We start from the raw sequence: 12,451 nt of genomic DNA, 5'->3' as shown, positions 1-12,451 counted from the left end.
GTATTCGACCTATGAGGTGCCGTTTGCGGGCGCGCTTGCCGACGAGGCCCAGGTCTCTGACCGCAAGAAGGTCGTGATCCTCGGCGGCGGTCCCAACCGCATCGGCCAGGGCATCGAATTCGACTATTGCTGCGTCCATGCCGCCTATGCGCTGCGCGAGGCCGGCTACGAGTCGATCATGGTCAACTGCAACCCCGAGACCGTGTCGACCGACTATGACACATCCGACCGGCTCTATTTCGAGCCGCTGACGGCGGAAGACGTGCTTGAGATCCTGCGCGCCGAACAGGCCAAGGGCACGCTGCACGGCGTCATCGTCCAGTTCGGCGGCCAGACCCCGCTCAAACTCGCCGAGGCACTCGAAAAGGCCGGCATCCCGATCCTCGGCACTTCGCCCGACATGATCGACCTCGCCGAGGACCGCGACCGCTTCCAGAAGCTGCTCAAGAAGCTCGACCTGACCCAGCCCAAGAACGGCATCGCCTATTCGGTCGAGCAGGCCYGCACCGTTGCCGGCGAACTTGGCTTCCCGCTGGTCGTGCGCCCGTCCTATGTGCTGGGCGGCCGCGCCATGCAGATCATCCATTCGGAAGGCATGCTGCAAACCTACCTGCTCGACACCGTGCCGGGCCTGGTTCCCGAAGACATCAAGCAGAAATACCCCAACGACAAGACCGGCCAGATCAACACCTTGCTCGGCAAGAACCCGCTTTTGTTCGACACCTATCTCTCGGGCGCCATCGAGGTCGACGTCGACTGCCTGTGCGACGGCACCAACACCTTCGTCTCCGGCATCATGGAGCACATCGAGGAAGCCGGCATCCATTCGGGCGACAGTGCCTGCTCGCTGCCGGTGCATTCGCTCCCCACCGAACTCGTAGACGAACTCGAGCGCCAGACCTCGGCCATGGCGCGCGCGCTCAATGTCGGCGGCCTGATGAACGTGCAATACGCCATCAAGGACGGCACCATCTACGTGCTGGAAGTCAACCCGCGCGCCAGCCGCACCGTGCCCTTCGTTGCCAAGACCGTCGGCAAGCCGATCGCCAAGATCGCCGCGCGCATCATGGCGGGTGAAACGCTCGACGATGCCTTCGCCCATTACGGCGCCAAGCCGGACCCGCGCAATCCCGGCCACATCGCGGTCAAGGAAGCGGTGTTCCCGTTTGCCCGCTTCACCGGCGTCGATACGCTGCTTGGACCCGAAATGAAGTCGACCGGCGAGGTCATGGGCCTCGACCGCGACTTTGCGCTCGCCTTCGCCAAGGCCCAGCTGGGTGCTGGCGTCGACCTGCCGCGTTCGGGCACCTTGTTCGTCTCGGTCCGCGACGAAGACAAGGCCGGTATCCTGGGTGCTGTCCAGCGCCTGTCCGGCCTCGGCTTCAAGGTGCTTGCGACATCGGGAACAGCCCGCTTCCTGATCGAAAACGGCGTGCCGGCTGAAAAGATCAACAAGGTGCTCGAAGGCCGTCCGCATATCGAAGACGCCATCCGCAACCGCCAGATCCAGATCGTCTTCAACACGACAGATGGCCAAAAGGCAGTGTCGGACTCAAAGTCGATCCGCCGCGCCACGCTGATGCAGAAGGTGCCCTACTACACCACCCTGTCGGGTGCGGCAGCAGTTGCCGAAGCCATCGCAGCCCTCAAGGCCGGCTCGCTCGAAGTGCGTCCGCTGCAGGACTATTTCAAGTAAGCAAGACGTCGCCACAGCTCTCTTCTCCCCGTTTACGGGGAGGTGAGCTGCGGTCCGCGTAGCGGATGAAAAGCCAACTGCTTGGCTTTTCATGTATCGAACGCCTGCAGGCAGATGAGGGGCAGCGCCAGCCTCTCTCGCCACGCCTCCGACGTCTCCCCGCCCCTCCCGCATGTCATGCGACGCGGGTGAAAATAGCCTTGGGGCAACAAATACTGCCGAGCCTCCACCACGCCGATTGCAACCGCTACCATCTATACTAAAGCACCTGCTAAAATAGCATCGTCTTCCTTTAACGAAGCCATGTGATTTTCTTCTGCCCCACCTTTTCACCCGCATAGATTGCAGATAATTCTGTCACATCAATTGGGGGAGATTTGGGGAATGAAGCTGAAATCCACGCGGCCGGCATTTCTAACGATGCTGGCGGGAATGCTGATTGCGGCCTTGCCGGGCGCGGCAATAGCCAAGGACAAGGGCTCGCTGGCCGGCCAGGAAGGCAAGAAGCGCTATGCCGTGCAGTTTGCCTGGACAAAAGGCCCATGTCAGGACGCCTACAAGGGCTATGTCGCGGCTTCCGGCCACTCGGCCTACGCACAAACGCATCTGGGCGGTGTCGGGGCCTTCTACTGTGCCGACTCCCTCAACGCGCCATCCCAGGCGGCAGCCGAAAAGCAGGCGCTGGAGCGCTGTAATTCGGTCGGCAAGACATACAAGATGAAGACAACCGGCAAGTGCGCGGTCTACGCCTCGAAGTGAGGCAGCATCCCCTTTTCCCACAGGGGGAGAAGGGGTTGCCAATGAGCGCCCGCCCCTCCCCAACCCGCCCCCATCCCGCTACCCTGCCCCATCAGCAGGAATCGCCGCATGCCCATTACTTACGACCCGTTCGACGAGATCCGCCGCGAGGCATCGGGCATCAACTTYGTCCCACCGCAGATCGTGGCCGACAACGCCGCCAAGGGCCTTGCACTGAGGCAAAAATTCGGACGCGGCGGCACCGAGATCGGCGTCGGCCGCGCCGAGGAGCTTGTCGCCCGCTCCGAACTTTCGCCCCACACCATCAAGCGCATGGTCAGCTATTTCGCCCGCCACGAAGTCGACAAGCGCGGCAAGGACTACGGCAACGAGCAAAATCCGTCAGCCGGCTACGTCGCCTGGCTGTTATGGGGTGGCGACGAAGGGCGGGCATGGGCGCTGGAGATGAAGGGGCAGACGAAGCCAAACGGCTAGATTGCCCACCATCTGGTTTAGAGCGACGCGTTGACAACAGCACGCGCCGCGAAACGACCGCCGCCGATCGGACAAGCCAGCGCCGCAGGGTACCTTTCGGCGCGGCGCCGGCTCTCGTAAGCTTGGTGTCAGGGTGACCGACCGGAAATCGCCCCACGGACCGTTCAGAACTGCATTGACACTCCGAAAACCGGCCCATGCTGGGTGACTTCCCAATGGAAGTCATTGTTCTCGTAGTCCTGGTACAGCGCGCGGTAGCCCGCGCGGACGATGCTGTTGTGGCCGAAGATGGAGGTGCGGTACCCAAGATAGGCTTGGCCGTTCAGGCTCAGCTGCGAACCGACGCCAAAGCCGCCGACATCGCCTTCCGCCGCGAAGTTCCATCGGTCCGTCAGATCGTAATTGACCCTGGCGCCGACAAACGGGTCGGTCCAGCTTTCCCTGGCGGAAATGTGGTGCCCGGCACCTTTGAGTTCGGTGCTCAATCGGGTCCAGCGCGCGCCGATTGTCGGTTCAATGGCAAACGTCCGCTGCGTGCCGAACACGGTGTCGCCGCCAAGGGCCGCCTCATAGATGCGGTAGTAGGCACCGGCGCTGAGCACGGTCGAGGTCATGCCGACCCCGATGTCGATCGAGTGGATCGGCTTATCCGTCGAGACCTTGGCGTATTGGCCGTCGAAATAGGCGCCGAAAAGCCCGTTGGTGATCTCGGCCTTGCCCATGATCGCGATGTTGAGGTCTTTCAGCGTCTCGTCGAAAGGCACGTTGACGTGTGCGGGAAGGCCTAACACTGACGCGTCACCATTCAACGACGTCGCCCAGACATAGGGGCTTATGATGACCTTCCACTCGCGCTCGACCGGCGCTGCCGGCTGCAGATCGGCGGCGCCGGCCGGGCTGATGGCTGCGAGCAATGGCATCGTCACCAAGGTGGCGAGGATCCCCGGGATTGAGGGAGACTTGTTTGTTGAATGCAGTTTCATGATGCCCGTTTCGTTGTTCTGGCAAGCATTCCGGTGGCCGAAACCACGTGCCGCATGGCTTGCGCCACGCGTGGCGTGATTGATTTGACCGGGGATGGCGGAACCCCGGTCAGCCGCCAATGGCGGCCGACCGGTCTCGGGTCACGATTTTGGGAATGCCAAGGCTGGTGCGGCCAGTTCCGACTTGAGCGGAGTGGTGACCAGGGTCTTGGCGTCGAGATCGAAGCTCATGAGATCGATCCCGCGCAGCACCTGATCGTCATAGGTCTTGACGTAGTACTGCCGATTGGTGAGGTCGGCCACGGTCGACCACTGCGTGTATTCCAGCGGCGCCTCGGCGGTGCCATCCTGCTTCTGCCGGATCCAGCCGGCAGGGATATCGAAATTGTTCAGGATATGCTCGGCGAGGCGAACGCTCTCGATGCCGCTCGGCTTCTTTTCGGCCGCAAGCGTGAAGCCGAGTGCGCGCACGAAGCGCGACGGCGGCGTCGTGTCGCCGGGAACGCCGAGCATGCCCGAGCCTTGCCCAAGCGGAGAGAACGTCTGCCCGCCGATCTCCAGCGCCGGGGCGTTGACAGGCGACAGTTTCACGTAGTTGCGCAGATTGGCCAGATGCCAGTCAAACGGCGGCGAATTGGTCATGATGCCGAGCGGATTGTCGTAGATTTTGAGAACGCCATCGACAGGCTCAATCACCACGGATGCGCCGGAGGCATCGTGCAGCGTGTAGTGAACAGGCGGCGCAATACCCATCGCAGGTTGTACGACGCCGACGATCGAAATGCCTTCGAGCGCGGCCTTGACCTCGGCGACCGTGGCGAAATTGGTGAGCGCCCAGGTCAAGACGTCCCATGGCGCAAGGGATTTCGCCGGGTCGGCTTTGGCTGGGTCGGCATAGCCGGCATAGTCGGGGAAGTAGAGGATGCCGCCGGCGAGCCCCTTCTCGTTCATGCCGTCGACCAACGCGGTTACGCCCAGAGCGTTCAGCCCGACCGCTGCGTACTTGCCCGTCCAGCTCATGCCCGGCTTGCCGTCTGCACCGGTCGCGGCCAGCTCGAAATGGCGCGKGATCACCATCGCCGAAGACTCGAGTTTGAAGGCGAATTCCATGGTGCGGCCGTAGACGGCACCGCCGTCCGATGTAGCGATCCGAATGCTTGTACAGGCTAGCGCTGATTGAGTCGTCAGCAGGGCTCCCGCGACGGTCGCCGCCATCAGGCCGCGCATGGCAGCGCGCCAAGATTTCTTCCGGCTAATTGGCAGGAACGCCGCGTCAGATGTTGCGTTTACCATACGATTTAGAAAATTCGGCATGCTTCTGCTTTCGTCAATGCAAAGTAACGAGATATTTCGCCCGTGACGTCTTGTGCTACATATCCCGAAGACTTGCCAGACCAGTTATGCCAGCCCGCCGGAATTATTGGGCTGGATCAGGCGGCCACGCTGCCAAGGGCCTTGCACTGGCAAAAATTCGGACGCGGCGGCACCGAGATCGGCGTCGGCCGCGCCGAGGGGCTTGTCGCCCGCACAGAGCTTTCACTCCACGCCATCAAGCGCATGGTCTGCTACTTCGCCCGCCACGAAGTCGACAAGCTCGGCAAGAATTACGGCAACGAGCAGAACCTCTCCGCCGGCTACGTCGCCTGGCTGTTGTGGGGCGGCGGCGAAGGAAGGGCGTGGGCGCTGGAACTCAAGCAGCGGATCGGCAATGCGCCAACACGGAGCAAGGTGAGGCGAAAGGCTCGACCTCGCGCCCCGCGTAAAAACTACCCCGCCCAGTCCACCTCGACCATGCCGAGCCGGCGGTACAGCCGGACAGCATCGGCATTGCCGACCAGATTGGTCTTGAGGTCGACATGCGGCGCCTCGCGCGCGTCAAAAGTGGCAAAGACGTGCCACATCAGCGCCTCGCCGATGCCTAGCCCGCGAAAATCGGGGTGAACGGCAAGGTCTTTCACGAAGCCGCCCGACCAGCACAGCGCGGCACCGGCCAGCCGGCCCTCGCCGTCGAGGACGAGGAAACACAACTCGGGGTCGAACTCGGCATCGCCGGAAATCCGCGGCCACCAGACCTCAAACGGCCCGTCCTTGCCGTCGTCGAAGACCAGCCCCAATAGCGTGTGAAGCGCCAGCGCATCGGGCGCCTCGAACGTCCGCACTTCAAAACCGGCCGGCCAAAATGCGGCTTTCAGTTCGCCGGGCAAAACCCGGCGTAAGCGAACATCATGTTCCTCGGGCTCGGAAGCCAAATGCGTCAGCCGCGATGGCGGACGCGGTCGCGGCCGAGCCCGGTCTCGTCGAGCAGGCCCTTGCGCTTGGCGTGGTAATAATAGCCGCTCTGATAGAGTTTGTCGGCCTGGTCCTCATTGCCGTCGGCCACCATCCAGGCGCCGCGCAGATATTTGACCGCGAATTTGAGATTGGTCTCGGCGTCGAGCAGCCCGTTGGCGGGGCCCTCATAACCCATGCCGCGCGCGGTGGCGTGCTTGATCTGCATCAGGCCCCAATGGCCCCTGTTATAGGCGAGCGGATTGAAAGTGCTTTCGCGGTTGACCACGCGCCGCACAAAACTCTCCGGAACCTCGTAGATGGCGGCATATTTCGCAATCAGTGCGTCGATCTTGCCGCGCGAGGCAAGGGCCGGACTGTCGGGCACGGCATAAGACGACGGCGTGAAGCTTTCAGGCGCGACATCGCCGAGCGAGGCGACCTGGAAGCTTGCCGGCACCGGTGCCGTGGCCGGCAGCGCGTAGTCGGCGATGGTCGGGGCCGGCGGAAACTTGCCGAACAGTTTGGGCGCATTGGCAGCGATGATGATCTCGCCGCCGGCCATGGGCGCGCTCATCGGGTCGACCGGGACCTTGGCGATGGTAGCAGGCGCAGGGCCAGCGCCCTGTGCGGCAGCTGCCACTACAGGCGCCTTGGCTGCATCGGCAACTGCCGCAGGCGTTGCGGGTGCTTCGGCCGCTGCGACAACGGGGGCTACCGCAGGCGCTTCGGCGGTCAGCGCATCGGTCGCTTGGGCGGCGGCAACTGTCGCAAGTGCTGAACCTGCAAGCGGCGTATCGGTGCTGGCATATGACGTCGGCACCACTGCCACGGTGTCGGGCAGCGATAGGTCGATTTCGGAGGCCAAGGCCACGTCTGCGCCGGTCGAAAGGTCGGTGCTGAGCGCCGCCGTATTGGTCTGGCAGCCAGACAGCAGAGCCGTCGCCAGTGCCGCTGAAATCAGCAGGTGGGTCTTTATCGCCGGCAAATGCACACTCTATTAATGATTTCGTCCCGCCAACTTCTTACAACACAGCATGAGTCCGGGCAATCCACAGGCGGTTGTGGTTTTCGGGTGGCATGCGGTCGCAGATCGTGCGAAAATTGTTCCCGATTTGTACTGACTAGACCCCAATTTGTACTGACTGGGAAAGGAATGGCCGTGGACACCGCAATCAGCTTCCCCCTCCCCGGACACGCCGTCTTCGAAACCGCGCTCGGCTTCATGGCGCTGGCCTGGAGCGATGCCGGACTGACGCGGCTTTGCCTGCCCGAAAAGACCTATGCCGCGGCCGAACGTCGCCTGCTGCGCCTCGCCGGCGCCAGCGATGCCGCCACTGGCGATCGTACGCCGCCGTCATGGACCACCACACTGATCGCCGACATCAGAAGATATGCCGAAGGCACGGATGTCGATTTCTCCGACGTGCCGGTCGATCTCACCGGCGTCGACGATTTCCGCAGGGATATCTATGCCGCGGCCAGAAACCTCCACCATGGCGAAACAACGACCTATGGCGGACTAGCGGAAAAGGCCGGCCGCAAGGGCCTGTTTCGCGAAACCGGCRCGGCGCTTGGCGCCAACCCGATACCGCTTGTCATCCCGTGCCACCGCATCCTGGCGGCGGGCGGCAAGATCGGCGGCTTTTCGGCCACCGGCGGCTCGAACATGAAGGAAAAGATGCTGGTTCTCGAAGGCGTGCGTGTCGGCCCGCCTCCAGCCACCCAGGTATCGTTCGGATTTTAGTGTCGACGCCTGAAGAGGAAGAAATCGTCGCGGTCGATCTGCTTGCATTTATAGACCGGGCAGGATTGCGTATCGGCCGTCGGCACCCAGGCCCGCTCGGCATACTGGCCGGTGGGGCAGAAGCTGTCATCCCTTACATAGCGGTCGTAGCGCTGCACGCCCGAAGTCGGCGAGCGCCACTGCAGGATGGCAGCGCCCTGACTTACGATCGTGCCGCGCGTCTGGGCGCAACTCATGCTGGTCGACGTGTAGCGCGAGGCCGCCTGTGCCTCGGCCGCAAGCATAGTCAGGCAAACGGCTAGCAGAATGGTTTTCATGATGACCTCCCAAGGCTTCCGGAAGCGGCGCTATCGCCACGCAATATAACATTTTTCGCCCGCTATGGTTGCGCACCGATTAGGCGTCGCCCAGCCATGTCCTGACAAACGGATGGAAAGCGCAAAAACATCCCGCGACTGCGATCCGTTACCTGTCACGGAAGCGCTGGATTGGCTTGCAGTTGTAGACCCGGCAGGATGGGGTGTCGGCGGCGGGTACCGAGGTGAGCTTCGTTTCGAACGATACCTGGCAAAACGAGTCGTCACGCACGAAGCGATCGTAGCGCTGGACACCCGATGTCGGCGACACCCAGCGCAGGAGGGCCGCGCCCTCACTGCGAATGGTTTGCTGCACCTTGGCGCAGCTCATGCTGGTGGAATTGTAGCGTGAGACCGCCTGCGTTTCGGCGGCAAATAGCGTCAGGCACGCGGCAAGCAAGATGGTTTTCATGGTAACCTCCCAACATGTCAGGCAGGCGCCAGCGCCACGCGAAACAATACTCTTCGCCCGCAATGATTGCATGCAAATTGGAGCCAGCTTCAGGCCGCCAGTATTTACAGGGGCTTGCATTCGGCGCCGAATACCCTTATATCCGTGTCGTTGATATTTCGGCCGACAGATCCGTGCCCCGCGACACTCTCGCGTTTGCAGACGTCTATCTCCAAAATTTCGATACAACAGATCAGGCATTTTAGCTTGATCGAGACCAACTGCAAACGACAAGGATTATCGCAATGGCAACTGGCACCGTTAAGTGGTTTAACGCAACCAAGGGCTTCGGCTTCATTCAGCCCGACGCAGGTGGTGCGGACGTGTTCGTCCACATCTCCGCTGTCGAGCGTTCGGGCATGGGCTCGCTGGCCGATGGCCAGAAGGTTAGCTTCGACATCGAGCAGGACCGTCGTACGGGCCGCTCGTCTGCCGGAGCTTTGAAGGCAGTCTGATTTAAGGCGCGCGGGAGCGAAAGCTCCAATTGCGTTGCAAGTCACGGATGTACTGGCGGCCGCGCGACAAGCGCGCCGGAACCAAGACCTGAAGGACGATGCGGCAGATTGCCGTGAGCCTCGGGCCGAAGGGACCAGGATCAGCTGCTGACAGCGGAAGGCGGGGTTACACCCCGCCTTTTTCTTTTGCGGACAGGCTCAAGATCGCGGAGACCCGCCTTGATGTCTGGACGCAACAAAGACAAGGCCCGAAGATCGATCCGATCTTCAGGCCTTTTTTTGTGTGGCAATAGCGGCGTCAGGGCAGCCAGCTGACCGGCACATGCCCCTTGTCTGCCTCGACACGCACCAGCCAGGCCTTCACCGCCGGAAACACATCCAGGTCGTAGCCGCCGACTGTCGCGTCATGGGTGTAGGCATAAAGTGCGATATCCGCGACGCTCATCGCGTCACCGGCCAGGAATGGCGTCTTTTGAAGCTGTGCTTCCATCACGCCCAGCGCCTTGTTGCCGCTTTCCAGAAGCGAGGCCAGACGCTCTGGCGTCGCCAATGCGGCACGCTCGGGATAGGTCATCAGCGAGCGACGCACGGCGATATGGGGCTCATGGCTATATTGTTCGAAAAACAGCCATTGATAGACAAGCGCCCTTTCGTATGCGTCAGGCGGCAAAAGCCGCGTCCCCTCGGCCAGATGCAGCAGGATCGCATTCGATTCAGCGAGAAAGCGACCGTCCTCGAGTTCGAGCAGCGGCACCTTGCCATTGGCATTCCTGGCAAGGTACGCAGCCGATCGCGTCGTGCCGTCGCGCGAACTGGTCTCGACATGGGTGAACGGCAGGCCAAGCTTGGCCATCAGCAGGCGCGGCTTGTAACAATTGCCGCTGTCGGTCATTCCGTAGATCGTGATCATCGCACTCGCCCTTTTTTCATGGCGATTATCGTTGTGCAGGCATGTCGATCCAGCGAATTATTCTTTGGCGAAACATCAGATTTGGTGATGTTTCGCCAAGTCTTATCCAACAAGCCTTATCCAAACAGCGGAACGACCACACATTCGCCGCGACGATATTGCGACGTCTCCCGCGGCCCCTCGGCAAAGACGCAGCCAACCAGCATCGCCGGTTCAAGCAGATCGCCCTTGAACAGGTCGACACCGGCACCGAGCGCGATTTCGAGACGGCCGTCGCTGTCGATGCCTTCGACAAGGACGTCGGCCCCTTGTGCCTTCAGTTCTGAAACGACAGGGCGCAACAGGCGCCCGGTCGCGGCATCCGCGCAAAAACGCTCGAACGAAGCCCGATCGAGCCGAACGATCTCGGGCATCACGCGCTTCACGGCATTGCCGTCGGGCTGATGGGCGCCATGATGGCCAAGGGCCACGCGCATGCCGAGCGCACGAAGCGCGCAGGCAAGGTTTTCGTCGCCGTCGATCTCGCAGATCAGCTGTGAAGCCTCAAAATCTTCGTCGGCGAGGCGCTTGGCCATGAAGCGCAGATCCTCCAGTGATGCCCCACCACCGTTGATGTCATGCTTGAACAGCAGAGCGACACCCTCAAGGCCGATATTGTGAACATTGGCCAGCGGCAGCACTTCGCAGACACGCCCGACGATCGCGCGGTCCTCAACAGCCACCTCGGCAAGGAATTCCGCCATCGCCACGGGCTGGCCCTTGCGATACGGCACGACCTGCCCATCCACTGCAACCGGCGTCAGGCGGCCCTGTTCATGCCTGAAGATCGGCTGAATGGTGCAGCGCAGGCGGAAATCGCCATGCACGCCAAACTCCAGGCCAACCTCATCGGCGACAATCTTTGCGGCCAGATCCGCAGGCAACGCACCAAACCCGAAAAACTCGTCACTCATGCAATGTCCTCTTGCCGAAGCTTCGGCTTAATCTCGGCGCGCGACCTGGCACCGTTTCGGCATTTCCGATCACCGCCGGACCCGCCATGTGCTGTCCGGCGGCTTGAGGGGCCACCGGTTCGAAAAGGGAAAAGTTGGCAGGCACGATTTCCGGCAACGCCAGAACGAAGCCTTGCACCATCGATGCGCCGGACCGCTCGGCAAGCTGCAGCTGCCAGCTCTCCTCCAGCCCCTCGAAGACCGTGCGAATGCCCTTCTCCTCGAACTTCGTCACCATTTCCTTGAGCAGGGCGAAGCCGGCGCCTGATTCCATCAGCCGGCCGATCCAGTGCGCATCGAACTTGACGATGTCGGGCTTGATGTCCCTGATCCGCTTGATGTCGGATTCGTCCGAGCCGAAATCGTCGACCGCGATGCGGAAGCCGTTCGACTTGAGCACCTTGACGAAATCGAACAGCGCCTCTTCGGAGGCGGGTTTCTTTTCCGTGATCTCGCAGACGATGCGGCGCGGATCGATGCCGGTTTCGTTCAGCACCTTGCGCATGTCGCGCAACGCGTGCTCGGAAATCGAACGGTTGAGGAACACCGAGGGATCGAAATTGATGAAGATCGACGCTTCCTTGGGCAGGAACGCCGCCGCGTTGAGCAAATGCAGCGTCCGTGTCAGCGTCTCGACCTGCAGCCGCTCGGCACTATCCACCATGCCAAAGAAAATGCCCGGCGGCACGGCGTCCTCGCCACGAAATGGCCTGATCAAGCCTTCGTAGGCACCGACAAGCAACCTGCCCGACTGAAAGGTGAAAATCGGCTGAAACGCGCTGCGCAGGGCGTGAACGCCCCAAACGCCGGACACAGATCCGTCGTCGTGCCGGATGATATGGGCGAGCCCGATGCTCTTCGACACGGTCCGTCCTATTCCGGAATGCTGGCGAAATTGCTCCGCCAAAATCTCATCGAAGATTTGATCGCCGGTTAACGGAATGTCTCAAACTTAATTGAACGGCAGCCAATCGGCTGTTTATGCACAGCTTCCGCACGATGCTGGCCCAGCATATCGGCAGCGCCAAAGGCGTCAATCCGCTTGCGATTCCCCGCGTCATGCGACAATAGAAGCCCGCGGTCGCGCGACCGCGTATTTGCGAACCGGAGACCTGAAGTCATGGCCTTTCTTGCCGATGCCCTTTCCCGCGTTAAGCCTTCCGCGACCATCGCGGTCACGCAGAAAGCGCGCGAGCTGAAAAATGCCGGCCGCGACATCATCGGCCTTGGCGCCGGCGAACCCGACTTCGACACGCCCGACAACATCAAGAACGCGGCGATCGAGGCGATCCGCCGTGGCGAAACCAAGTACCCGCCGGTTTCTGGCATCGTGCCCTTGCGCGAGGCCATTGCCAGGAAG

Annotated in this window: 15 protein-coding genes and 1 pseudogene; 7 read left to right on the top strand and 9 right to left on the bottom strand. The window is 61.8% G+C overall.

Annotation, left to right across the window (positions count from 1 at the left end):
- From carB to AC1DUU_RS10725, 3 genes are all read left to right on the top strand, one after another.
- Positions 1 to 1,696 (top strand): carbamoyl-phosphate synthase large subunit (carB, locus tag AC1DUU_RS10735; protein WP_476783401.1); only part of this gene is annotated, 1,696 nt, incomplete at its 5' end.
- A 384-nt stretch (positions 1,697 to 2,080) separates the two neighbouring features.
- Positions 2,081 to 2,455 (top strand): hypothetical protein, encoded by a 375-nt coding sequence (locus AC1DUU_RS10730; protein ID WP_476783400.1) that lies wholly within the window; start codon positions 2,081 to 2,083, stop codon positions 2,453 to 2,455.
- 108 nt (positions 2,456 to 2,563) lie between these two features.
- A complete protein-coding gene (locus AC1DUU_RS10725; protein WP_476783399.1) occupies positions 2,564 to 2,929 on the top strand; it encodes a hypothetical protein in 366 nt (121 codons plus the stop codon).
- A 164-nt stretch (positions 2,930 to 3,093) separates the two neighbouring features.
- On the opposite strand, the gene AC1DUU_RS10720 is transcribed toward AC1DUU_RS10725, so the two are convergent.
- Positions 3,094 to 3,849 carry a hypothetical protein gene (locus AC1DUU_RS10720; RefSeq protein WP_476783405.1) on the bottom strand — a complete coding sequence of 252 codons (756 nt, stop codon included), beginning with the start codon at positions 3,847 to 3,849 and terminating at the stop codon, positions 3,094 to 3,096.
- Between the two features lie 204 nt (positions 3,850 to 4,053).
- A complete protein-coding gene (locus tag AC1DUU_RS10715; RefSeq protein WP_476783398.1) occupies positions 4,054 to 5,139 on the bottom strand; it encodes a linear amide C-N hydrolase in 1,086 nt (361 codons plus the stop codon).
- Positions 5,140 to 5,312: 173 nt separating this feature from the next.
- Here AC1DUU_RS10715 and AC1DUU_RS10710 point away from each other — a divergent pair.
- A pseudogene (locus AC1DUU_RS10710) lies at positions 5,313 to 5,628 on the top strand (hypothetical protein); the annotation flags it as partial.
- Positions 5,629 to 5,678: 50 nt separating this feature from the next.
- On the opposite strand, the gene AC1DUU_RS10705 reads toward AC1DUU_RS10710, so the two are convergent.
- Positions 5,679 to 6,170 (bottom strand): GNAT family N-acetyltransferase, encoded by a 492-nt coding sequence (locus AC1DUU_RS10705; protein ID WP_476783404.1) that lies wholly within the window; start codon positions 6,168 to 6,170, stop codon positions 5,679 to 5,681.
- Positions 6,167 to 7,168, bottom strand: coding sequence for a transglycosylase SLT domain-containing protein (locus AC1DUU_RS10700; RefSeq protein ID WP_476783397.1), 1,002 nt, complete (start codon positions 7,166 to 7,168; stop codon positions 6,167 to 6,169). Before AC1DUU_RS10700 ends, AC1DUU_RS10705 begins: the two co-directional genes overlap by 4 nt.
- A gap of 237 nt (positions 7,169 to 7,405) precedes the next feature.
- On the opposite strand from AC1DUU_RS10700, the gene AC1DUU_RS10695 reads away from it, so the two are divergent.
- Positions 7,406 to 7,927, top strand: a complete 522-nt coding sequence (locus tag AC1DUU_RS10695; RefSeq protein WP_476783403.1) for a methylated-DNA--[protein]-cysteine S-methyltransferase — start codon at positions 7,406 to 7,408, stop codon at positions 7,925 to 7,927.
- Here AC1DUU_RS10695 and AC1DUU_RS10690 read toward each other — a convergent pair.
- Positions 7,924 to 8,244 carry a hypothetical protein gene (locus tag AC1DUU_RS10690; RefSeq protein WP_476783396.1) on the bottom strand — a complete coding sequence of 107 codons (321 nt, stop codon included), beginning with the start codon at positions 8,242 to 8,244 and terminating at the stop codon, positions 7,924 to 7,926. The genes AC1DUU_RS10695 and AC1DUU_RS10690 overlap by 4 nt on opposite strands.
- Before the next feature lie 148 nt (positions 8,245 to 8,392).
- On the bottom strand, positions 8,393 to 8,695 hold the full coding sequence (locus AC1DUU_RS10685; protein WP_476783395.1) for a hypothetical protein: 303 nt from the start codon (positions 8,693 to 8,695) through the stop codon (positions 8,393 to 8,395).
- A gap of 284 nt (positions 8,696 to 8,979) precedes the next feature.
- Between AC1DUU_RS10685 and AC1DUU_RS10680 the strand changes: the two genes are divergently transcribed.
- Positions 8,980 to 9,189: a cold-shock protein gene (locus tag AC1DUU_RS10680; protein ID WP_476783394.1), complete on the top strand. Its 210-nt coding sequence runs from the start codon at positions 8,980 to 8,982 to the stop codon at positions 9,187 to 9,189.
- Positions 9,190 to 9,487: 298 nt separating this feature from the next.
- On the opposite strand, the gene AC1DUU_RS10675 is transcribed toward AC1DUU_RS10680, so the two are convergent.
- The 3 genes from AC1DUU_RS10675 to AC1DUU_RS10665 form a co-directional block, all read right to left on the bottom strand.
- Entirely contained in the window at positions 9,488 to 10,099 is a 612-nt protein-coding gene (locus AC1DUU_RS10675; protein WP_476783393.1) for a glutathione S-transferase family protein, read from the bottom strand.
- A gap of 116 nt (positions 10,100 to 10,215) precedes the next feature.
- Entirely contained in the window at positions 10,216 to 11,052 is an 837-nt protein-coding gene (locus AC1DUU_RS10670) for an EAL domain-containing protein (RefSeq protein WP_476783392.1), read from the bottom strand.
- Entirely contained in the window at positions 11,045 to 11,956 is a 912-nt protein-coding gene (locus tag AC1DUU_RS10665) for an EAL domain-containing protein (RefSeq protein ID WP_476783391.1), read from the bottom strand. Before AC1DUU_RS10665 ends, AC1DUU_RS10670 begins: the two co-directional genes overlap by 8 nt.
- A gap of 105 nt (positions 11,957 to 12,061) precedes the next feature.
- On the opposite strand from AC1DUU_RS10665, the gene AC1DUU_RS10660 reads away from it, so the two are divergent.
- Positions 12,062 to 12,451 (top strand): aminotransferase class I/II-fold pyridoxal phosphate-dependent enzyme (locus tag AC1DUU_RS10660; protein ID WP_476783402.1); only part of this gene is annotated, 390 nt, incomplete at its 3' end.

The organism is Aminobacter sp. P4_H6_2, assembly GCF_056400805.1.
This window is presented reverse-complemented; position numbering and strand designations above follow the sequence as displayed.

Bases quoted from the DNA above. Each gene is read 5' to 3' on its own strand.
- AC1DUU_RS10730 (WP_476783400.1), top strand. From the start codon at position 2,081: ATGAAGCTGAAATCCACGCGGCCGGCATTTCTAACGATGCTGGCGGGA.
- AC1DUU_RS10720 (WP_476783405.1), bottom strand. From the start codon at position 3,849: ATGCCATTGCTCGCAGCCATCAGCCCGGCCGGCGCCGCCGATCTGCAG.
- AC1DUU_RS10690 (WP_476783396.1), bottom strand. From the start codon at position 8,244: ATGAAAACCATTCTGCTAGCCGTTTGCCTGACTATGCTTGCGGCCGAG.
- AC1DUU_RS10685 (WP_476783395.1), bottom strand. From the start codon at position 8,695: ATGAAAACCATCTTGCTTGCCGCGTGCCTGACGCTATTTGCCGCCGAA.
- AC1DUU_RS10680 (WP_476783394.1), top strand. From the start codon at position 8,980: ATGGCAACTGGCACCGTTAAGTGGTTTAACGCAACCAAGGGCTTCGGC.
- AC1DUU_RS10675 (WP_476783393.1), bottom strand. From the start codon at position 10,099: ATGATCACGATCTACGGAATGACCGACAGCGGCAATTGTTACAAGCCG.
- AC1DUU_RS10670 (WP_476783392.1), bottom strand. From the start codon at position 11,052: ATGAGTGACGAGTTTTTCGGGTTTGGTGCGTTGCCTGCGGATCTGGCC.